Origin of the sequence: Streptomyces sp. NRRL WC-3618 (genome assembly GCF_001280005.1) — a bacterium.
In the GTDB taxonomy this organism is placed as follows: Bacteria; Actinomycetota; Actinomycetes; order Streptomycetales; family Streptomycetaceae; genus Streptomyces.
In genome coordinates, this window is the sequence record NZ_LGDW01000001.1 from 63,805 (window position 1) to 82,942 (window position 19,138).

22 protein-coding genes and 5 tRNA genes are annotated in these 19,138 nt (G+C 70.1%); 8 read left to right on the top strand and 19 right to left on the bottom strand.

Translation table 11 applies throughout. The features are described from left to right. Positions 1-94 precede the first annotated feature (94 nt). Positions 95-1,798, bottom strand: coding sequence for a DAK2 domain-containing protein (locus ADL01_RS00295; protein ID WP_053739791.1), 1,704 nt, complete (start codon positions 1,796-1,798; stop codon positions 95-97). Between the two features lie 288 nt (positions 1,799-2,086). Here ADL01_RS00295 and rpmB point away from each other — a divergent pair, with 288 nt between their 5' ends. Continuing rightward, positions 2,087-2,272 (top strand): 50S ribosomal protein L28, encoded by a 186-nt coding sequence (rpmB, locus tag ADL01_RS00300; protein ID WP_006376789.1) that lies wholly within the window; start codon positions 2,087-2,089, stop codon positions 2,270-2,272. Between the two features lie 116 nt (positions 2,273-2,388). On the opposite strand, the gene thiD is transcribed toward rpmB, so the two are convergent. Then, positions 2,389-3,180 carry a bifunctional hydroxymethylpyrimidine kinase/phosphomethylpyrimidine kinase gene (gene thiD / locus ADL01_RS00305; RefSeq protein WP_107090770.1) on the bottom strand — a complete coding sequence of 264 codons (792 nt, stop codon included), beginning with the start codon at positions 3,178-3,180 and terminating at the stop codon, positions 2,389-2,391. Beyond that, positions 3,177-4,142, bottom strand: coding sequence for a thiamine-phosphate kinase (locus tag ADL01_RS00310; protein WP_053739793.1), 966 nt, complete (start codon positions 4,140-4,142; stop codon positions 3,177-3,179). Before ADL01_RS00310 ends, thiD begins: the two co-directional genes overlap by 4 nt. 215 nt (positions 4,143-4,357) lie before the next feature. Between ADL01_RS00310 and ADL01_RS00315 the strand changes: the two genes are divergently transcribed. After that, complete coding sequence (locus tag ADL01_RS00315; protein ID WP_053739794.1) at positions 4,358-4,591, top strand: Lrp/AsnC family transcriptional regulator; 234 nt, start codon at positions 4,358-4,360, stop codon at positions 4,589-4,591. 20 nt (positions 4,592-4,611) lie between these two features. Further along, complete coding sequence (locus ADL01_RS00320; RefSeq protein ID WP_053739905.1) at positions 4,612-5,112, top strand: DUF3515 domain-containing protein; 501 nt, start codon at positions 4,612-4,614, stop codon at positions 5,110-5,112. 34 nt (positions 5,113-5,146) lie between these two features. Here the strand turns inward: ADL01_RS00320 and ADL01_RS00325 are convergent, their stop codons facing one another. The 3 genes from ADL01_RS00325 to ADL01_RS00335 are packed head-to-tail and all read right to left on the bottom strand — an operon-like array spanning position 5,147 to position 8,243. Further along, complete coding sequence (locus ADL01_RS00325; protein ID WP_053739795.1) at positions 5,147-6,304, bottom strand: D-alanine--D-alanine ligase family protein; 1,158 nt, start codon at positions 6,302-6,304, stop codon at positions 5,147-5,149. A 59-nt stretch (positions 6,305-6,363) separates the two neighbouring features. Continuing rightward, on the bottom strand, positions 6,364-7,374 hold the full coding sequence (locus ADL01_RS00330) for an NAD(P)H-dependent glycerol-3-phosphate dehydrogenase (protein ID WP_053739796.1): 1,011 nt from the start codon (positions 7,372-7,374) through the stop codon (positions 6,364-6,366). Next, a complete protein-coding gene (locus ADL01_RS00335; RefSeq protein WP_053739797.1) occupies positions 7,371-8,243 on the bottom strand; it encodes a lysophospholipid acyltransferase family protein in 873 nt (290 codons plus the stop codon). The genes ADL01_RS00330 and ADL01_RS00335 overlap by 4 nt, the downstream gene beginning before the upstream one ends. A gap of 212 nt (positions 8,244-8,455) precedes the next feature. Here ADL01_RS00335 and cofC point away from each other — a divergent pair, with 212 nt between their 5' ends. Continuing rightward, positions 8,456-9,094: a 2-phospho-L-lactate guanylyltransferase gene (gene cofC / locus ADL01_RS00340; RefSeq protein WP_053739798.1), complete on the top strand. Its 639-nt coding sequence runs from the start codon at positions 8,456-8,458 to the stop codon at positions 9,092-9,094. A 9-nt stretch (positions 9,095-9,103) separates the two neighbouring features. Further along, the gene (locus ADL01_RS00345; protein WP_053739799.1) at positions 9,104-9,325 is read left to right on the top strand and encodes a hypothetical protein; all 222 of its coding nucleotides are present in this window, start codon (positions 9,104-9,106) and stop codon (positions 9,323-9,325) included. Between the two features lie 121 nt (positions 9,326-9,446). Here ADL01_RS00345 and ADL01_RS00350 read toward each other — a convergent pair whose 3' ends face one another. The 4 genes from ADL01_RS00350 to leuC all read right to left on the bottom strand — a co-directional run bounded on the left by ADL01_RS00350 (position 9,447) and on the right by leuC (position 12,721). Then, positions 9,447-10,055 (bottom strand): HU family DNA-binding protein, encoded by a 609-nt coding sequence (locus ADL01_RS00350; protein ID WP_053739800.1) that lies wholly within the window; start codon positions 10,053-10,055, stop codon positions 9,447-9,449. A gap of 138 nt (positions 10,056-10,193) precedes the next feature. After that, positions 10,194-10,424 (bottom strand): hypothetical protein, encoded by a 231-nt coding sequence (locus tag ADL01_RS00355; RefSeq protein ID WP_053739801.1) that lies wholly within the window; start codon positions 10,422-10,424, stop codon positions 10,194-10,196. Positions 10,425-10,690: 266 nt separating this feature from the next. Further along, the gene (leuD, locus tag ADL01_RS00360; protein WP_053739802.1) at positions 10,691-11,284 is read right to left on the bottom strand and encodes a 3-isopropylmalate dehydratase small subunit; all 594 of its coding nucleotides are present in this window, start codon (positions 11,282-11,284) and stop codon (positions 10,691-10,693) included. Between the two features lie 6 nt (positions 11,285-11,290). Continuing rightward, positions 11,291-12,721, bottom strand: coding sequence for a 3-isopropylmalate dehydratase large subunit (leuC, locus tag ADL01_RS00365; protein ID WP_053739803.1), 1,431 nt, complete (start codon positions 12,719-12,721; stop codon positions 11,291-11,293). Positions 12,722-12,914: 193 nt separating this feature from the next. Here leuC and ndgR point away from each other — a divergent pair, with 193 nt between their 5' ends. Together ndgR and ADL01_RS00375 are read left to right on the top strand one after the other, a co-directional pair. Beyond that, the gene (gene ndgR, locus ADL01_RS00370; RefSeq protein ID WP_006383662.1) at positions 12,915-13,631 is read left to right on the top strand and encodes an IclR family transcriptional regulator NdgR; all 717 of its coding nucleotides are present in this window, start codon (positions 12,915-12,917) and stop codon (positions 13,629-13,631) included. 272 nt (positions 13,632-13,903) lie between these two features. After that, positions 13,904-14,545: a MerR family transcriptional regulator gene (locus ADL01_RS00375; protein ID WP_053739804.1), complete on the top strand. Its 642-nt coding sequence runs from the start codon at positions 13,904-13,906 to the stop codon at positions 14,543-14,545. Between the two features lie 62 nt (positions 14,546-14,607). On the opposite strand, the gene ADL01_RS00380 is transcribed toward ADL01_RS00375, so the two are convergent. From ADL01_RS00380 to ADL01_RS00405, 6 genes are all read right to left on the bottom strand, one after another. After that, positions 14,608-14,680: transfer RNA gene (locus ADL01_RS00380), tRNA-Glu, on the bottom strand. A gap of 44 nt (positions 14,681-14,724) precedes the next feature. Further along, positions 14,725-14,796 (bottom strand) — tRNA-Gln (locus ADL01_RS00385). Between the two features lie 19 nt (positions 14,797-14,815). Next, a tRNA-Glu gene (locus tag ADL01_RS00390) sits at positions 14,816-14,888 on the bottom strand. Between the two features lie 62 nt (positions 14,889-14,950). Further along, a tRNA-Glu gene (locus ADL01_RS00395) sits at positions 14,951-15,023 on the bottom strand. A gap of 49 nt (positions 15,024-15,072) precedes the next feature. Continuing rightward, positions 15,073-15,144, bottom strand: a tRNA-Gln gene (locus ADL01_RS00400). Between the two features lie 92 nt (positions 15,145-15,236). Then, positions 15,237-15,968, bottom strand: a complete 732-nt coding sequence (locus tag ADL01_RS00405) for an HAD family hydrolase (RefSeq protein WP_053739805.1) — start codon at positions 15,966-15,968, stop codon at positions 15,237-15,239. Between the two features lie 83 nt (positions 15,969-16,051). Here ADL01_RS00405 and ADL01_RS00410 point away from each other — a divergent pair, with 83 nt between their 5' ends. Further along, positions 16,052-16,336, top strand: a complete 285-nt coding sequence (locus ADL01_RS00410; RefSeq protein ID WP_053739806.1) for a hypothetical protein — start codon at positions 16,052-16,054, stop codon at positions 16,334-16,336. A 63-nt stretch (positions 16,337-16,399) separates the two neighbouring features. Here ADL01_RS00410 and gltX read toward each other — a convergent pair whose 3' ends face one another. The 3 genes from gltX to ADL01_RS00425 form a co-directional block, all read right to left on the bottom strand. Beyond that, positions 16,400-17,884, bottom strand: coding sequence for a glutamate--tRNA ligase (gene gltX, locus ADL01_RS00415; protein WP_078960238.1), 1,485 nt, complete (start codon positions 17,882-17,884; stop codon positions 16,400-16,402). After that, on the bottom strand, positions 17,877-18,653 hold the full coding sequence (locus ADL01_RS00420) for a fumarylacetoacetate hydrolase family protein (protein WP_053739808.1): 777 nt from the start codon (positions 18,651-18,653) through the stop codon (positions 17,877-17,879). Before ADL01_RS00420 ends, gltX begins: the two co-directional genes overlap by 8 nt. Before the next feature lie 212 nt (positions 18,654-18,865). Next, positions 18,866-19,054, bottom strand: a complete 189-nt coding sequence (locus ADL01_RS00425; RefSeq protein WP_053739809.1) for a hypothetical protein — start codon at positions 19,052-19,054, stop codon at positions 18,866-18,868. Between the last annotated feature and the right edge of the window lie 84 nt (positions 19,055-19,138).

The following is a 19,138-nucleotide window of genomic DNA, read 5'->3' on the forward strand; positions in this document are numbered from 1 at the left end:
CCTTCAGGGCCGGCAGCGGGGTCTGGGGCGGCAGCCCCAGGGACGGGACGGGCAGGGGCGGCGGGGGCGAAACAAACCCCGCCCGCCCCCCACCTCACTCCACCCCAATAAGCAACAACGCCCCCTGCCGACCCCCCCGATAAACCACCGTGTCGACAGCCAAGTACCCCTCCCGCACCCGCCCTTCGAGATGCGCGGCGATGCTCTCAGGCGCCTCGTCGCCGAGGACGAGGGTGACCATCTCGCCGCCCGCCTGGAGCATCCGGTCGATGACGGCCTCCGCGGTGGCCGCGACATCGGACCCGATCACGGCGACGTCGCCGTCGATGAGGCCGAGAACGTCCCCGGTCTGGCAGATGCCGGCCATCGTCCACGACTGCCGTTCCGCGACGGCGAGTTCGGCGTACCGGGTCGCCCCCGCCGCGGAGGTCATCGCGACGACGTCCTCGTCGAACCGGCGTTCCGGTTCGTGCACGGCGAGCGCGGCGATGCCCTGGACCGCCGAGCGGGTCGGGATCAGGGCCACCCGGATGCCCTCCGAGCGGGCCTGTTCGGCCGCCGCGGCGGCGGTGTGGCGCAGGTCGGCGTCGTTGGGCAGCAGCACGACCTCGCGCGCGTGGGCCCGCCGTACCGCCTCGACGAGCTCCCCGCTCGCCGGCGGCTCCCCGGGCCGCGCGAGCACGGTGGTGGCGCCGGCCTCGCCGTACAGCCCGGCCAGGCCCTCCCCGGGGACGACGGCGACGACGGCCCGCTGGACCCGTTCCCGGGGCGGACGCCCCCCGCCGGTGTGCACGTCGCCGACCCCGAAGTGCGTGATCCGGATCCGGTACGGCCGCCCCGCCTCGACGCCGGCCTCCACGGCGGCGCCCGCGTCGTCGACATGGACGTGGACGTTCCACAGCCCGTCGCCCCCGACCACCACGAGCGAGTCCCCGAGCCCGTCGAGCCGCTCCCGGAGCCGCGCGACGGCCGCGTCCTCGGCCTCCAGGAGGTAGATGACCTCGAAGGCGGGCCCGCAGCCCGCGTCGGCGCACTCGTCCGGCCCATCGGGAGCCGGCGCTGTCTCAATCACCTCGGACCGAGCCGGCACACGCACGCGTGCGGCGCCCGCACCCCCCGGCGCCTCTCCCCGGAACGTCTCGACCAGCGCCCCGAGCACCGTGACCAGCCCCCGTCCGCCCGCGTCCACGACGCCCGCGCGCCCCAGGACGGCCAGCTGGCCCGGGGTGGCGGCCAACGCGGCAGAGGCACCCTCGTACGCGGCCCTGGCCACCGTCCCGCAGTCGCCGTCGGCCGCAGTCGCCGCGTCGGCGGCGGCCGAGGCGACGGTGAGGATCGTGCCCTCGACCGGGTGGGCCACGGCCTGCCGCGCCGCGTCGGCCGCGTGCCGCAGGGCCAGGCACAGGCCGGGACCGTCGACGCCGGCGCTCTCCCCGTCCGCATCGGCGGCCAGCACCTGGGCCATGCCGCGCAGCAGCTGCGCGAGGATCGTGCCGGAGTTGCCGCGGGCCCCGATCAGCGCCCCGTGGGCCATCGCCCGGGCCGCGTCGGCCAGCGTCGGAATCCCGGCGGTGCCGGCCGGTCCCGTACCGGTCCCGTGGCCGGCGAAGGCCGCCTCGACCGCCGCGCACGCCGATTCCAGCGTCAGATAGAGGTTGGTGCCGGTGTCCCCGTCGGCGACCGGGTAGACATTGATCGCGTCGATCTCCTCGCGCGCCCGCCCGAGCGCGGCCAGCGCGAGTGCGCACCAGGTGCGTACCGCGAGAGCATCGAAGAATGTCTGCGGCACCTGCGGCACCTGCGCCTCCTTGAGCTGCTGGACGTGGCACGCAGCGTAGACCCCGGGGTGGATCACGGGTGAATGGCGGGTGGCCCGGGGCCGGGCACGGGGCCCTGATCAGCCATGGTAGTTTCGTTGCACTGGCGCAGTCGTTGTATGCTGCTCCGGTTGCCCGATCGAGAAGAGCATCCAAGATGACCTTCCACGTCGGGCCTTCCTCCTGGCAACGCCACTCAGATCCTACGATCCTGATCCCGGCGTGCCGGGATCAACCCGTAAGAGCATCTGAAGTCTTTGGAGTGACCCGTGGCTGCCAACTGCGACGTCTGCGGCAAGGGGCCGGGCTTCGGCAACAGCATCTCCCACTCGCACCGCCGTACACCCCGTCGCTGGAACCCGAACATCCAGCGCGTACGTACCGTGGTCAGTGGGACGCCGAAGCGCGTGAACGCTTGCACCTCGTGCATCAAGGCCGGCAAGGTCTCGCGCTGACGATCAGCTAGCGCGCGGCCACTGCTGGTTCGCTGCTCAGAGCCGGTCCACCTCGGTGGACCGGCTTTTTGCCGTGCCCACCGTACCCGCGCAGCAGCTCTCCACCCACGCAGCCGCTACCCACGCAGCCGCCACCCGTGGTCCACCGGCCCGATCCCGCCCCCGAGCGCGAAGCCGGCCACGATCGCCCCGGTGACGTATGCCTTCGCCGCCGTCACCGCAGCCGGTACCGACTCGCCCTTCGCCAGCTGCGCCGCGATGGCCGACGCCAGGGTGCAGCCCGTGCCGTGCGTGTGCCGGTTGTCGTGGCGCGGTGCGCGCAGCCAGTGTTCCTCGGTGCCGTCCGTGAGCAGGTCCACCGCCTCGCCGGGCAGATGGCCACCCTTGATCAGCGCCCATTGCGGCCCGTACGCCAGCACGGCGTCCGCGGCCTCACGCAACTGACTTTCCGACTCGACCCGTACGCCCGTGAGCTGCGCCACCTCGTCGAGGTTCGGGGTCGCCACGGTCGCGGCCGGCAGCAGGAGCGTCCGGACGGAGTCCAGTGCGGACGCGGCCAGCAGCGGGTCACCGTGCTTGGAGACGCCCACCGGGTCGACGACCGTCGGTACGTCCGTCGTCTTGATCAACTCGGCGACCGCCTCGACCAGTTCGGCCGAGGCGAGCATCCCGGTCTTCACCGCCTGGACGCCGATGTCGTCGACGACACTGCGGTACTGGGCCCGCACGGCCTCCACCGGCAGCTCCCAGGCGCCCTGGACGCCGAGGGAGTTCTGCGCCGTGACCGCCGTGAGCACGCTCATGCCGTGCACGCCGAGCGCCAGCATCGTCTTCAGGTCGGCCTGGATTCCGGCGCCGCCGCCGGAGTCGGAGCCCGCGACCGTGAGAACCCTCGGCGGCGGGCTCACGACTCGATGTCCGCGAAGTGGTCCCAGCCGCCCTTGCTGGTCCACGGCGCCCCGTCGACCGTCACCTGGGGCAGCGCGGACGGGTTGAGGACCTCGCCGATCACCTTCCAGCGGGCGGGCAGCTTCACGTCCGGCGGGAAGGTCGCCACGATCGCGTGGTCCTCGCCGCCGGTGAGCACCCACTGCATGGCGTCGACACCGACGGCCTGCCCGATGTCGTGCATCTGGGAGGGGATGTCGATCGCGCCCGACCTGATGTCGATACGAACCTTGCTGGCCTCCGCGATGTGACCGAGGTCGGCGATCAGCCCGTCGCTCACATCGCACATGGCGGTCGCGCCGAGGCCGGCCGCCGCCGGGCCCGCGTGGTAGGGCGGTTCGGGTCTGCGGTGGGCCTCGACGAAGGCGCGCGGCGAGCGGAAACCGCGCGAGAGCACCGCGTGCCCGGCCGCCGACCAGCCCAGCCAGCCCGTCACGGCGACGACGTCACCGGGCCGCGCGCCGCCCCGGATGACCGGCTCGTGGTTGCGCAGATCGCCGAGTGCGGTGATCGAGACGACGATCGTGTCCCCCCGTACGACGTCACCGCCGACCACCGCGGCGCCCGCGACCTGGCACTCGTCCCGCAGGCCGTCCATCAGTTCGGTGGCCCAGGTGACCGGGAGTTCGGCGGGGACGACCAGGCCGAGCAGCAGCGCGGTCGGTACGGCGCCCATGGCGGCGATGTCCGCCAGGTTCTGGGCGGCCGCCTTGCGGCCCACGTCGTACGCGGTGGACCAGTCGCGGCGGAAGTGCCGCCCCTCCAGGAGGATGTCGGTGCTCGCCACGACCCTGCGGTCGGGCGCGGCGACCACAGCGGCGTCGTCGCCGGGGCCGACCCGGACCGCCGGGGTGGTGGTGAGCCGGGAGGTGAGCTCCCTGATGAGCCCGAACTCCCCCAGTTCGCCCACAGTGCCCTTCATAGTCGTACGTCCCCTTCTGATGCTGTCCCCGTTGCTGCCCTTGCCCGGTCGCGAGGCCCCGTCGGCCTCGGTACGGTCGAGGTGACCGTCAACCTGTGCTGCGTGTGCGCCCCGGCTCGGGTGCCGTGGTCGCGGGTCTCCCCGTGGCACGCGGCGACGCGATACCGTGGCGTTCCTTTTCCCCACATGATCCTCGTGGCCGCCCTGGAGGTTCCGTGGTACAGGCGTACATCCTGATTCAGACGGAGGTCGGCAAAGCGTCGACCGTCGCCGAGACGATCAGCAAGCTCCCGGGGGTGATCCAGGCCGAGGACGTGACAGGACCGTACGACGTGATTGTGCGCGCCCAGGCCGACACCGTGGACGACCTCGGCCGCCTGGTGGTCGCCAAAATCCAGCAAGTGGACGGCATCACCCGCACTCTGACCTGCCCGGTGGTGCACCTGTAGCCCCCGTCTACCCTGTGCCGGTGAACTTCTTCAGTCCCCGGCCACTCGCTCTGCCCGTGCTCGCCCTGTTGATCGTCGTCACGGGCTGCTCCTCAGCAGACGACAGCGCCGGAGTCACGGTTCCCCAGCCGGACGGGAAGACCACGAAGCTGTGCCGGAACCTGGACAGGGCGCTGCCGGCGAAGGTGGACGGCCTGGGCCGCGACGACCCCGAGCCCCGGTCCGCACTGACCGCGGGCTGGGGCAGCCCGGCGATCATACTGCGCTGCGGTGTCGTACGACCGCCCAAGATGACGGACCCCAAGGTCGCCTCGGGGAACGATCCCAAGGCTGTCGGCGGTGAGGTGAACGGGGTCCAGTGGTTGATGGAGCAGGAGGACGGAGGGTCCTCCCGCTTCACCACCGCGTCGCGGCTGGCCTATGTGGAACTGACAGTGCCCAAGGGGCGGGACACCTCGGGGGCGCTTGTCGATCTGGCTGCCGCCGTCAAGAAGGCGGTTCCTGTCGGGATCGCCGACTGAGCGCCGTTCTGGGCCTGTTCCGGCTCGGGGCGCTTCACCTCAGGCCTGTTGAGCGGCGCAGGGCCGCCTGCACCAGGCGGTCCACCAGCTCCGGGTAGCCCACTCCCGTCTCCTGCCACATCCTCGGGTACATGGAGATCGGGGTGAAGCCGGGCATCGTGTTGATCTCGTTGATGACGAACTCGCCGTCCTCGGTGAGGAAGAAGTCCGCGCGGACGAGACCCTCGCAGGACGCGGCGTCGAAGGCCTCGACCGCGAGACGGCGCACCTCGGCGGTCTGCTCCTCGGTGAGCGGAGCCGGGACGATGCCGTCGGCCGAGTCGATGTACTTGGCCTCGAAGTCGTAGAAGGCGTGCGACTGTACGGGCGGGATCTCGGCGGGTACGGAGGCACGCGGACCGTCCTCGAACTCCAGCACCCCGCACTCGATCTCGCGCCCGCGCAGCGCGGCCTCGACGATGATCTTCGGGTCGTGCCGCTGGGCCTCGGCGATCGCCTCGTCGAGGCCGCTCAGCTCGTCGACCTTGGTGATGCCGAACGACGATCCCGCGCGCGCGGGCTTCACGAACAGCGGCCAGCCGTGCTCGCCGGCGAAGTCGATGATCTTCTTGCGTGCCGCCGACTCGTCGCGCTCCCACTCGCGCGGCCGGATCACCACGTACGGGCCCACCTTGAGCCCGAACGAGGTGAACACCCGCTTCATGTACTCCTTGTCCTGGCCGACGGCCGAGGCGAGTACGCCCGCGCCGACGTAGGGGACACCGGAGAGCTCCAGCAGGCCCTGAAGCGTGCCGTCCTCGCCGTACGGGCCGTGCAGGACGGGGAAGACGACGTCCACCTCGCCGAGGGCCTTGGGCACCGATCCCGGTTCGCTGTAGACGACTTCGCGGTTGGCGGGGTCGACGGAGAGCACTACGCCGCCCTCGGCCGACTCGGCGAGCTGGGCGACGTTCGGCGCTTTGCGGTCGACGATCGCCATGCGTTCCGGTTCGTCCGCGGTGAGCGCCCAGCGGCCGTCCTGGGTGATGCCGATCGGCAGGACGTCGTACTTCGTCCGGTCGATGGCACGCAGCACGGCGCCGGCGGTGACCACGGAGATCCCGTGTTCGGAGCTGCGGCCGCCGAAGACGACCGCCACGCGCGGCTTGCGGGACGGCTGCTCGGGGCTCTGGGGGAGGTTCTCGGTGCTCATATCGGGTTGAGGGTACCCGGTGGTAGGGCGCTGAGTCAGCGCCCGCAGACCCCTGTTGCTCAGCGTCGTTCGGGCTTGGCGCTGCGCGACATCAGTTCCTTGAGGGCCACGACCGGCGGCTTGCCCTCGTGCACGATACCGACGACCGTCTCCGTGATCGGCATGTCGACGCCGTGCCTGCGCGCCAGATCCAGCACGCTCTCACAGGACTTGACGCCCTCGGCGGTCTGCCTGGTGACCGCGATGGTCTCCTCGAGGGTCATCCCCTTGCCGAGGTTGGTGCCGAAGGTGTGGTTGCGGGAGAGGGGCGAGGAACAGGTCGCCACCAGGTCGCCCAGGCCCGCGAGTCCGGCGAAGGTGAGCGGGTCGGCGCCCATCGCGATGCCGAGGCGGGCGGTCTCGGCGAGGCCGCGCGTGATGAGTGAGCCCTTGGTGTTGTCGCCGAGGCCCATGCCGTCGGCGATACCGACGGCCAGACCGATCACGTTCTTGACGGCGCCGCCCAGTTCGCAGCCGACGACGTCGGTGTTGGTGTACGGGCGGAAGTACGGGGTGTGGCAGACGGTCTGGAGGCGCTGGGCCACGGCGTCGTCCGTACACGCGACCACGGCCGCCGCCGGCATCCGGGCGGCGATCTCCTTGGCGAGGTTGGGTCCCGTGACGACCGCGATGCGGTCCTGGCCCACCTTGGCGACGTCGTCGATGACCTCGCTCATCCGCATCGCCGATCCGAGTTCGACGCCCTTCATGAGGGAGACGAGGACCGTGTCGGGGGCGAGCAGGGGCGTCCACTCGGCGAGGTTCCCGCGCAGGGTCTGCGAGGGGATGCTGAGTATCGTGAAGTCGGCGTCGCGGGCGGCCTCGGCGGGGTCCGTGGTGGCGCGGAGGTTCCCCGGGAGTTCCACGCCCGGGAAGTAGTCCGGGTTCGTCCGCGTGGAGTTGATCGCCTCGGCGAGTTCGGGGCGCCGGGCCCACAGGGTGACCTCGCAGCCCGCGTCCGCGAGCACCATGCCGAAGGCGGTCCCCCATGATCCCGCGCTGAACACCGCCGCCTTGACCGGCTCGCTCACTTGCCCTGCCCTTCTTCCTGAACTTCCCGTGCCTGCACTGCTGCCGTTTCTGCTGGTGATCCTGCTGCTGTCGCCTCTTCTACCGCCGCCTCGGCGGCCGCTGCCGCCTGCGCGTCCAGCGCGTCCTGCGCCTCTTCCGCCGCGGTGCGACGGCGCTGCTCGATCCGCTCCCGCCGAGGGTCGTACGGCGTCTTGGGCGCCTTCTCGCCGCGGATCTCCTCCAGCTGGCGGGTGACCGCGGCCATGATGACCTCCGTCGCCTCCTTCAGGAGGTCGGGGCTCATCTCCTTGTCGTAGAACCGTGTGAGGTCCACGGGCGGGCCCGCGAGGACGTGGTGGGTCTTGCGCGGAAGGAGGTTGGGCTTCTTCGCGTACGGCGGCAGCAGTTCGTTCGCGCCCCACTGGGCCACCGGGATCACCGGGCACTTGGTCTGCAGGGCCACCCGGGCGGCGCCGGTCTTGCCGGTCATGGGCCACTGGTCGGGGTCGCGGGTGATGGTGCCCTCGGGGTAGAAGACGACACACTCGCCGCGTTCCACGGCGTCGATCGCGGCCCGGAACGCGCTGAGCGCGTCGGTGGTCTCGCGGTAGACGGGGATCTGTCCGGTGCCACGCATCATGACACCGCTGAATCCCTTCTTGAAAAGCGCGCTCTTCGCCAGAAAACGCGGAACGCGGCCACTGTTGTACTGGTAGTGCCCGTAGGCGAAGGGGTCCGCGTGCGAATTGTGGTTCACCGCGGTGATAAATCCGCCCGCCGCCGGAATATTCTCCATTCCGCGCCAGTCCCGCTTGATCAGAACCACCAGCGGCGGTTTGCAGATGACCGCAGCAAGGCGGTACCAGAAGCCGATTCTGCGGCTGGGCACGCGGACACCTTCCTCTAAGGCCTGGACCAGGACCTCCGCCGGTCGGCCTGGGGGCCGCACAAGTGTCGACCCGGGCTTCCGGTCTGTCGAGAACACCGTACGCCCCGGCACCGACACCGCCCGGTGGGCTTTGATGACAGCCAGGTGACAATGGTTGCGACCGGGAGTGCGCCGGAGGAGCAGCCGGTGGACGAGGGAGGGGCGCGACGCTCGTGCAGTGGACAGTGGTCATACCCCTCAAGCCTCTGGCGCGGGCCAAGAGCAGGCTCGCGGACACCGCCCACGACGGACTCCGCCCCGCTCTCGCCCTGGCCTTCGCTCAGGACACGGTGGCGGCGGTGCTCGCCTGCCCGGCGGTCCGCGATGTGGCAGTCGTCACGAACGACGCCCTGGCCGCCCGTGAGCTGGCGGCCCTGGGTGCCGCGATCGTGCCCGACGAGCCCCTTGGCGGCCTGAACGCGGCTCTGACGCACGGAGCGGCGGCCGTACGGGCATTTCGGCCGGACAGTGCCGTGGCGGCCCTGAACGCCGATCTGCCGGCCCTGCGCCCCCTGGAGCTGGCCCGCGTCCTGGACGCCGCCGCCGCGTTTCCGCGCGCTTTCCTTGTGGACGCGGCCACCGTGGGCACAACTGTGCTGACCGCCGGCCCCGGTCAGGAATTGCTTCCGCGTTTCGGCCGGCATTCCCGCAACCGGCACCGCGACTCGGGCGCCGTGGAACTCGCGCTCACCACCGTGCGTTCCGTACGCCAGGACGTGGACACCGGCGACGACCTGCGGGCGGCGCTCGCCCTGGGGGTGGGGTCGCGGACGGCGACCGCCGTCGAGGGGCTGCTGCTCGCGGGCCAGTAGGCTGCCGCCATGCAGGCGACCGCGTACACGTACGACGCCGGGACACGCAGTGGCAGTGTGCTGCTCGACGACGGCACCCCCGTTCCCTTCGACGCGTCGGCGTTCGACGCGGGCGGGCTGAGGCTGCTGCGGCCCGGGCAGCGGGTGCGCATCGAGGTCGAGGCGCCGGAGGTCGCGGACGGGGCTGGGGGCACCCCCAGGATCACGCTCGTCACCCTGCAAACCTTCTGAAAATCTTCAGAAGACCTTCAGAAGACCTTCAGTAGACCTTCTGATCCGCGAAGGCTCCCGGACACGCCGCGGGCCGGACTCCCTCTGGAGTCCGGCCCGGCGCGTGGGTGCCCTTGCGCCCCTACTTGGTGCGGGCGGCGGTGGCCTTCTTGGCGGTGGCGGTGGTGCGGGCCGCCGACTTGCGGGCCGGGGCCTTCTTGGCGGCGGTCTTCTTCGCCGTCGCCGTCGTCTTCTTGGCCGCCGCGGTCTTCGCGGTGGTCTTCTTGGCCGTCGCCGTCGTCTTCTTCGCCGGCGCCGCCTTCTTGGCCGTCGCGGTCGTCCGCTTCGCCGTCGCCTTCTTGGCGGTGGTGGCCTTCTTCGCCGCGGCCTTCTTGACCGTTGCGGCAGCACCGCCGCCGGTCAGGCTGCCCTTGGGCGCCTTCTTGACCGCGACCTCGCCGCCGCGCGGGAGCTTCTTCGAGCCGCTCACCAGGTCCTTGAAGCCCTGGCCCGCACGGAAGCGGGGAACCGAGGTCTTCTTGACCCGAACCCGCTCACCCGTCTGCGGGTTGCGGGCGTAACGGGCCGGACGGTCGACCTTCTCGAACGAACCGAAGCCCGTGACCGAGACCCTGTCTCCGCTGACGGTCGCGCGGACGATGGCGTCCAGGACCGCGTCAACCGCCTCGGCGGCCTGCTGACGGCCACCGACCTTGTCCGCAATGGCTTCTACGAGCTGCGCCTTGTTCACGTCTTCCCCTTCGGAGACATTGCCAGAACGAAAGTGTTCAAGCTTTTTCGCACGTTAGGCAGATATATACCGCAAATCAAACACGAAACGGGCTAATCACCCTTGTGCCGCAACGAACTCGGGCTGTCACGGAGTTCCTCAGCGTTCCTCGTCAGGGAATCGACCCTCGTCGAGGTCCGCCATGAAGCGTTCCAGCCGCCTTGTCGCATCGGCGAGATCGTGCTTGGCCGCGGCCGTAATGACCAGCAGCTTCCGGGTCAGCGCCATCCGTACGCCCTCCGGGACTTGCAGTGCGCGCACTGTTGTGTGCGCTTCCTTTAGTTGGGCCGCGACCGCCATGTAGAGCTCGAGTTGGCCGTCGTGTTCCATGCACAGATTGTGCCATCTGGGGCGAGTTGTCGCCTGCGCAGGGGGCAACTGCCGCCTCAAACGGCCTTCCCTGTTCAGTTCGCGGCCGCCTTGTCAAGACCCGGCTACCCCATCAACACCCGTTCTAACGTGGGAAGTTGAGGCGGACCGGCAGGGGGCGCGAGAGGCTCCGGAGGCAGAAACAGCTGTACCCCCAATCGTGGCGATCGGGGGTACAGCCGGGGTGTTGCGGTGGCCGAAACCCTACTTGCGAAGGGCCTGGCGGGTCAGACCTGGAGCGTCCACGGCTTGTACGAGGGCCGCTTCGCCTCGTACGCCGAGATCTCGTCCTCGTTCTGCAGGGTGATGGAGATGTCGTCCAGCCCGTTCAGCAGCCGCCAACGGGCGTTCTCGTCGAGCTCAAAGGCCGCGGTGATGCCCTCGGCGCGCACCTCGCGGGCCTCGAGGTCGACCGTGATCTCGGCCTGCGGGTCGTTCTCCGTCAGCTCCTGCAGCGCGTTCACGATCTTCTGCTCCAGAACCACCGTGAGCAGGCCGTTCTTGAGCGAGTTGCCGCGGAAGATGTCGGCGAAGCGCGACGAGATCACGGTCTTGAAGCCGTAGTTCTGCAGTGCCCAGACGGCGTGCTCGCGCGAGGAGCCCGTACCGAAGTCGGGACCGGCGACCAGCACCGTCGCGCCCTTGCGCTCCGGCCGGTTGAGGACGAAGTTCTCGTCCTTGCGCCAGGCCTCGAACAGCCCGTCCTCGAACCCGTCCCGCGTGACCTTCTTGAGCCAGTGAGCAGGGATGATCTGGTCGGTGTCGACGTTGCTGCGGCGCAGCGGGACGGCCCGGCCGGTGTGCGTGGTGAATGCTTCCATGGCTGATCAGACTCCAGCGGGCGTACGGGTGTCGGCGTCGGACAGGTCGGCCGGGGAGGCCAGGTGGCCCAGTACGGCCGTCGCGGCGGCGACCTGCGGCGACACCAGGTGCGTACGGCCGCCCTTGCCCTGCCTGCCCTCGAAGTTGCGGTTGGAGGTGGACGCGGAGCGCTCACCGGGGGCCAGCTGGTCGGGGTTCATGCCCAGGCACATCGAGCAGCCCGCGTGCCGCCATTCGGCGCCGGCCTCCTTGAAGACCACGTCCAGGCCCTCGGAGACGGCCTGCAGACCGACCCGCACCGAACCGGGGACGACCAGCATCCGTACGCCGTCGGCGACTTTGCGGCCCCCGACGATCTCGGCGACGGCGCGCAGGTCCTCGATACGGCCGTTGGTGCACGAACCTACGAAGACGGTGTCCACCTTGATGGAGCGCAGCGGCTGGCCGGCCTCCAACCCCATGTATTCCAGGGCCTTTTCGGCGGCGAGGCGCTCCGAAGCGTCTTCGTACGAAGCGGGGTCGGGGACGTCCGCCGAAAGCGGCACGCCCTGGCCGGGGTTGGTGCCCCAGGTGACGAACGGCGACAGCGCGGCGCCGTCGATGACGACCTCGGCGTCGAAGACGGCGTCGTCGTCGGTGCGCAGCGTCTTCCAGTACTCCACCGCCGCGTCCCAGTCCGCGTCGGCGGGGGCGTGCGGGCGGCCCTTGAGGTACTCGAAGGTGATCTCGTCGGGGGCGATCATGCCCGCGCGGGCGCCGGCCTCGATCGACATGTTGCAGATGGTCATCCGGGCCTCCATCGAGAGCTTCTCGATGGCGGAGCCGCGGTACTCCAGGATGTAGCCCTGGCCGCCGCCCGTACCGATCTTCGCGATGATGGCGAGGATCAGGTCCTTGGCGGTGACGCCGTCGGGCAGTTCACCCTCGACCGTGATGGCCATGGTCCGGGGGCGGGCCAGCGGCAGCGTCTGGGTGGCCAGCACATGCTCGACCTGCGAGGTGCCGATGCCGAACGCCAGCGCGCCGAAGGCGCCGTGGGTGGAGGTGTGGGAGTCGCCGCAGACGACGGTGGTGCCCGGCTGGGTCAGCCCCAGCTGCGGTCCCACCACGTGGACGACACCCTGCTCGACGTCGCCCAGCGGGTGCAGCCGCACCCCGAAGTCGGCGCAGTTCTTGCGCAGCGTCTCCAGCTGGACCCGGGAGACCGGGTCGGCGATGGGCTTGTCGATGTCGAGGGTCGGGGTGTTGTGGTCCTCGGTCGCGATGGTGAGGTCGAGGCGCCGCACCTTACGGCCGTTCTGGCGCAGACCGTCGAAGGCCTGCGGGCTGGTCACCTCGTGCAGCAGGTGCAAGTCGATGAAGAGGAGGTCGGGCTCGCCCTCGGCGCGCCGGACGACGTGGTCGTCCCAGACCTTCTCCGCGAGTGTCCTACCCATCGCTTTCCCTCCGGCCGGCCCGTGTGGGCGCCGGCCCAACTAGATAGAGATCTTGTGGAGGCGTCCGTCCGTACCCCTCGTCCGGACTTCTGCCGCCGGGCCCGTGGTCGGCGAACCCCTGTGTCTTCCAGAGTGGCGCGTTCCACCGGAAAATGAACTTGCGTTTCACAGAGTGAGACGCGAGTATCGTTTCATGGACAACAGTAGCGGCGTCGGCGTTCTGGACAAGGCAGCCCTTGTCCTGAGCGCTCTGGAGTCCGGTCCGGCCACCCTCGCGGGTCTGGTCGCGGCGACCGGCCTCGCACGACCCACGGCACACCGCCTCGCCGTGGCCTTGGAACACCACCGCATGGTGGCGCGCGACATGCAGGGCCGTTTCATTCTCGGCCCCCGCCTGGCGGAGCTGGCGGCGGCAGCCGGCGAGGACCGCCTCCTCGCGACCGCCGGCCCGGTGCTCACGCATCTCCGCGACCTGACGGGCGAGAGCGCGCAGCTCTACCGCCGGCAGGGAGACATGCGTATCTGCGTCGCCGCGGCCGAGCGTCTCTCGGGCCTCAGGGACACGGTCCCGGTCGGCTCGACGCTCACGATGAAGGCGGGCTCGTCGGCTCAGATCCTGATGGCGTGGGAGGAGCCGGAGCGCCTGCACCGCGGCCTCCAGGGCGCCCGTTTCACAGCGACAGCGCTGTCGGGCGTACGACGCCGGGGCTGGGCCCAGTCCATCGGCGAGCGCGAACCGGGGGTCGCCTCGGTCTCCGCACCGGTCCGCGGCCCGTCGAACCGCGTGGTGGCCGCCGTCTCGGTCTCCGGCCCCATCGAGCGCCTGACCCGCCACCCCGGCCGCATGCACGCCCAGGCGGTCATCGACGCGGCGGGCCGCCTCTCGGAGGCCTTGCGCCGCACAGGCTGACCACGGTGACGGATGTCGGAGATGGGTCGGCCTCAACGCCGCGGCAGACCTTCACCGACGTCCACCCCGCCTTTCAGGCGCGGGCCTGTACCGATCAGCGGCTCCGAGGTGTCCACCGGCGCCGCCGTCGCCCCCGAGCGGCGACCAAACCGCTTCCCTGCCGGAGCGCCCCCACTTCTCCACTACGCGGACCGGTGGACTCTCATTGGGTAGCGACACTATCCGACTGCCGGTGCTTGGATCGTGGCGTCGTCCGAGGAAAGGCGCAAGGCATGCGGCTGGCGGAGTTGAGCGAGCGTAGTGGTGTGTCCACCGCGACGATCAAGTACTACCTGCGCGAAGGCCTGTTGGCACCCGGACGACAGATCAACACGACCACCGCGGAGTACGACGAGGGTCATCTGCGGCGGCTGCGGCTGGTGCGCGCACTGATCCAGGTGGGCCGTATCCCCGTCGCCACCGCCCGGGAGGTGCTCGGTCACGTCGACGACGACTCCCTGGGCCGTACGGTCCGCCTGGGCGCGGCCCTGTGGGCGCTGCCGCAGGGCACCGAGCCGGACGAGGCGGACCCGGCCGTGATCGCCGCCCGCCGGGAGGTGGACCGACTGCTGGCCGGCCTCGGCTGGGAGACCGCGCGCGAGCTGAGCCCGCTGTCCCCCGTGCACCGCTCGCTGGTGGTGGCGGTGGCCGCGCTGATCCGGCTGGGGTATCCCTGGGACGCCGAACTGATGGCGCCGTACGCGGAGTTGATGCACCAGGTGGCGAACCGGGACCTGGACTATCTGGAGACGCACGCGTCGGAGGCGGAGCGGGTCGAGACGGCGGTCGCGGCGACGGTGCTCTTCGAACCGGTGCTCACGGCACTGCACCGGCTGGCCCAGGAGGAGGAGTCGGCGCGGCGGTACGGCCTGTAGGCACGGGACCACGAAACGGCAAGTGGCCCCCCGCCGAAGCGGAGGGCCACTGTGCTCTGACGTACCCCCGACCGGATTCGAACCGGCGCTACTGCCGTGAGAGGGCAGCGTGCTAGGCCGCTACACAACGGGGGCGAGGATCTTACAGGCGGTCAAAACTACACCGCCGCAGATCCGAGCTGGTCTACCTGGACTCGAACCAAGAATGACGGTACCAGAAACCGTAGTGTTGCCAATTACACCATAGACCAAGGTGATTCAAGTAAAACGTACCCCCGACCGGATTCGAACCGGCGCTACTGCCGTGAGAGGGCAGCGTGCTAGGCCGCTACACAACGGGGGCCCTAGCGATCCTGCGTGAGAGCCAGTGGGTGCGACCCGAACTGACCCTCCGGGAAGGATCTGTACCCCCGACCGGATTCGAACCGGCGCTACTGCCGTGAGAGGGCAGCGTGCTAGGCCGCTACACAACGGGGGCTTGTGTGGAGTCTGATCTCCACGGGTGCAGATTTGAAGCAATCTGCGAGCTGGCCTACCTGGACTCGAACCAAGACTAACGGAACCAGAAACCGTCGTGCTGCCAATTACACCATAGGCCACTGGAACGCGAGCCCCTGCGGGACTCTTGCCCTAGTGTGCGCCTCCGGTTTTCCGGCCTTTCGGCCCGCTGTCCGGCGGCGCAGGAAGAACATTACCCGAAGGTGGACGGCGCTCCAAAACGGGTATCCGCGCCGAGGATCGCGGGCAGTTCGGCGAGGGAGGCGATCCGGTGCGGTCCCCCGGGGGCCCGCTCGACGACGCCGGCGCCGCCGCGGTCGATCCACACGGACAGCATTCCGGCCTCCACGGCGCCCCGCCCGTCGATCTCCGGGTGATCGCCGACGTACGCCACCTGCTCCGGAGGCAGGCCGAGGGCGTCGCAGGCGGCGTGGAAGGCCTGGGCGTCCGGCTTGTGGACGCCCAGCTCGGCCGCGCACAGGACGGCCTCGAAGCGGTCGCGTACGCCGAGGACGCGCAGCTTGCGGTCCTGCACCAGGAGGCTGGAGTTGGAGAGCACGCCGTGCCGATGGCTGGCGGCGAGGAGGTCGAGGACGGGCAGCACGTCCGGGAAGAGCGCCCAGGCGGCCTCGTAGTGCCCGATGTAGCGGTCGAACCAGGCGTCGGCCTCGGCGTCGGTCAGCTCCTCGTCCAGGAACATCCGCACCCGCTCGCGGCGCTGCCCCTGGAAGTCGGTCTCCCCGGCCGCGAACCGCGCCCACTGCCGGTCGGTGACCTCCCGCCACCGCACGAGGGCGTCCTCGACGGTCCCGTACCCGTCGAGCAGCCCCTCGGCCACGAGCTGCTCCCGCATGCCGGCGCGGTCGGCCGTCGTGTAGTCGAAGAGGGTGTCGTCAACATCCCAGACCACGGCTCGGATCGTCATGACACCGACGGTACCGCCGGACCGGCTGGGGGCTCGGGGGTCATCCCCCGATGGACGCGGCCGCGGGCTGCCACACTGGGTGCATGGGCGAGTACCGAGTCCAGTTCACCGTCGAAGCCCGTGCGGTGTACGACGGCCTGTCCGGCGAGCGTCGAGCGCAGCTGGACAGGGCGGTGCGGATACTGTCGCGTGACCCCTTCCGCAAGGCCGCGACAGCGCAACTCGGCCCCGACGAACATCTACGGAAGGCGTACGTGGCCCCCGGTGTGATGCTGGAGTACATGGTCGCGGGGGCCATCATGGTCATTGTCGTACTGGAGATCTTCGACGAGTTCGCGTACCTGATCGACGAGAACGACGCGGTGTGATCCGCACGTGAGAGGGGCGGCACCCGGGGTTTCCGGGTGCCGCCCCTCTCACGTGCGTGGGTGTTACGCGGCCAGCTTCTCCAGCGCCGCGTCGATCCTCGCGAGGGTCTTCTCCTTGCCCAGGATTTCCAGGGACTCGAAGAGCGGCAGGCCGATCGTGCGGCCGGTGACGGCCACGCGGACCGGGGCCTGGGCCTTGCCGAGCTTGAGGCCGTGAGCCTCGCCGGCGGCCAGGACGGCCTCCTTCAGGGACTCGGCGGAGGACCAGTCGGCGGCCTCCAGCTTCTCCCTCGCGGTGATCAGCAGGGCGTCGCTGCCCTCCTTCATCGCCTTCGCCCAGGACGCCTCGTCGAAGGCCGGCTCGGGCAGGAACAGGAAGTCGACGTTGTCCGTGATCTCCGAGAGGACCTTGAGGCGGGTCTGGGCGTGCGGGGCGATCGCCAGCCACTTCGACTCGTCGAAGTCCTCCGGCGCCCAGGGCGCGAAGGGGGCCCGGAGCCAGGGTGCGCAGCGCTCCGTGAAGTCCTTCACGTCCAGCAGCCGGATGTGGTCGGCGTTGATCGCCTCGCACTTCTTCAGGTCGAAGCGGGCCGGGTTGGGGTTCACGTCCGACACGTCGAAGGCGGCGACCATCTCGTCGATCGTGAAGATGTCCTGGTCGGCCGAGAGGGACCAACCGAGCAGGGAGAGGTAGTTGAGCAGGCCCTCCGGGAGGAATCCGCGGTCCCGGTAGAGGTTCAGCGACGACTCCGGGTCGCGCTTCGAGAGCTTCTTGTTGCCCTCGCCCATCACGTACGGCAGGTGCCCGAAGGCGGGTACGGCCTTCGCGACGCCCAGTTCGATCAGCGCCTTGTACAGGGCGATCTGCCTCGGCGTCGACGACAGCAGGTCCTCGCCGCGCAGGACGTGCGTGATCTCCATCAACGCGTCGTCGACCGGGTTGACCAGCGTGTACAGGGGCGCGCCGTTGGCTCGTACGATCCCGAAGTCCGGGACGTTCTCGGGCGTGAAGGTCAGTTCGCCGCGGACCAGGTCCGTGAAGGTGATCGCCTCGTCGGGCATCCGGAAGCGGACGATCGGCGTACGGCCCTCGGCGGTGTACGCCGACACCTGCTCGTCGGTCAGTTCGCGGCAGTGGCCGTCGTAGCCGGAGGGCCGGCCGGCCGCGCGGGCGGCGTCGCGGCGGGTGTCCAGCTCCTCCGTGGAGCAGTAGCAGTGGTAGGCGTGGCCGGCGGCCTGGAGCCTGGCGGCGACGTCCTTGTAGGTGTCCATGCGCTGCGACTGGCGGTACGGGGCGTGCGGGCCGCCGATCTCCGGGCCCTCGTCCCAGTCGAAGCCCAGCCAGCGCAGCGAGGACAGCAGCTGCTCGTACGACTCCTCGGAGTCGCGGGCCGCGTCGGTGTCCTCGATGCGGAAGACGAACGTGCCGCCGGTGTGGCGGGCGTACGCCCAGTTGAACAGGGCCGTACGGACCAGGCCCACGTGGGGGTTACCGGTGGGCGACGGGCAGAACCGTACTCGGACGGCGGGGGCGGGTGCGCTAGCCACGCTTGACAACCTTGTTGGTGAGAGTGCCGATGCCTTCGATGGTGACGGCGACCTCGTCGCCGACGGTGAGCGGTCCGACGCCTGCCGGGGTGCCCGTGAGGATCACGTCGCCGGGGAGCAGCGTCATGGCCTCGGTGATGTTGACGATCAGGTCCTCGATGGAGTGGATCATCTCGCTGGTGCGGCCGAGTTGGCGTTGCTCGCCGTTGACCGTGAGCTGGATCGTCAGGTCGGAGGGGTCGAGATCCGTCTCCACCCAGGGGCCGAGGGGGCAGCTGGTGTCGAAGCCCTTCGCCCGCGCCCACTGCTTCTCGCGCTTCTGGACGTCCCGCGCGGTGATGTCGTTGGCGCAGGTGTAGCCGAGGATGACGTCCTTGACGCGCTCGCGCGGGACCTCCCGGCACATCCGGCCGATGACCACGGCGAGTTCGGCCTCGTGGTGCAGTTCCTCGGTGAAGGAGGGGTACTGGATCTGGTCGCCCGAGCCGATGACCGAGGTGGACGGCTTGAAGAAGGCGAACGGGGCGTCGGGCACCTCGTTGCCGAGTTCCCTCGCGTGGTCGGCGTAGTTGCGGCCGTAGGCGACGACCTTGTTGGGAAGCACCGGCGGCAGCAGGCGGACCTTGTCGAGGGGGACCTTCGTGCCGGAGAGCTCGAAGTCGGCGAACGGGATGCCCTTGATGATGTCGAGGACTAGTTCGTCCGGCTTGTCGCCCTCGACCGCGCCGAAGGCGACGTTCCCGTCGATGGAGAATCTGGCGATGCGCACGGGATTCCTGCGCCCCTTCGCTGGTCCGGCTGGAGTCTGACGCTCCAGGCTAACGCGCCGCGGGCGGGCGCCTCACGCAACAAGCTCGCGCCACAAGGGAGGGCGCCCGTGACCTTCGTACGGCGGGAAACCGGGGTACGAGGGGCAGAGGCGCCCTTGACACACAGACATTTGTGGCTCCGCCCTGAGTAACCGGGCGGCACTCGTGCGTACTACTCCGCGAGGGAGGCCGCGACGGGGGCGTCCATGAGGATGGTGCGACGGGGGTTGGCGGTCTGCGTGGGGAGGTCTACGGAGTGCTCCGGTCGCTCGACGGGCGTCAGCTCGTCGGCGTCCTTCAGGTGCGCCAGCGTCGTGCGTCGCGGGTTTGCGATGTTGTGGAACATCGTCGTCGTCTTCACTGTTGTAGTCCTCGACCCTGTCGTGTCGGGGCGCTCGGCCGGGCGGGGAGCCGCCGTCCGCGCGCGGGTTGGTCGGATTTGCCA

Coding starts and splice junctions, on each gene's coding strand:
- ADL01_RS00310 (WP_053739793.1), bottom strand. CDS start 4,142: ATGAAGGGCACTGTGGGCGAACTGGGGGAGTTCGGGCTCATCAGGGAG.
- ADL01_RS00325 (WP_053739795.1), bottom strand. CDS start 6,304: ATGAGCACCGAGAACCTCCCCCAGAGCCCCGAGCAGCCGTCCCGCAAG.
- ADL01_RS00345 (WP_053739799.1), top strand. CDS start 9,104: ATGCAGGCGACCGCGTACACGTACGACGCCGGGACACGCAGTGGCAGT.
- ADL01_RS00355 (WP_053739801.1), bottom strand. CDS start 10,424: ATGGAACACGACGGCCAACTCGAGCTCTACATGGCGGTCGCGGCCCAA.
- leuD (WP_053739802.1), bottom strand. CDS start 11,284: ATGGAAGCATTCACCACGCACACCGGCCGGGCCGTCCCGCTGCGCCGC.
- leuC (WP_053739803.1), bottom strand. CDS start 12,721: ATGGGTAGGACACTCGCGGAGAAGGTCTGGGACGACCACGTCGTCCGG.
- ndgR (WP_006383662.1), top strand. CDS start 12,915: ATGGACAACAGTAGCGGCGTCGGCGTTCTGGACAAGGCAGCCCTTGTC.
- ADL01_RS00375 (WP_053739804.1), top strand. CDS start 13,904: ATGCGGCTGGCGGAGTTGAGCGAGCGTAGTGGTGTGTCCACCGCGACG.
- ADL01_RS00405 (WP_053739805.1), bottom strand. CDS start 15,968: ATGACGATCCGAGCCGTGGTCTGGGATGTTGACGACACCCTCTTCGAC.
- ADL01_RS00410 (WP_053739806.1), top strand. CDS start 16,052: ATGGGCGAGTACCGAGTCCAGTTCACCGTCGAAGCCCGTGCGGTGTAC.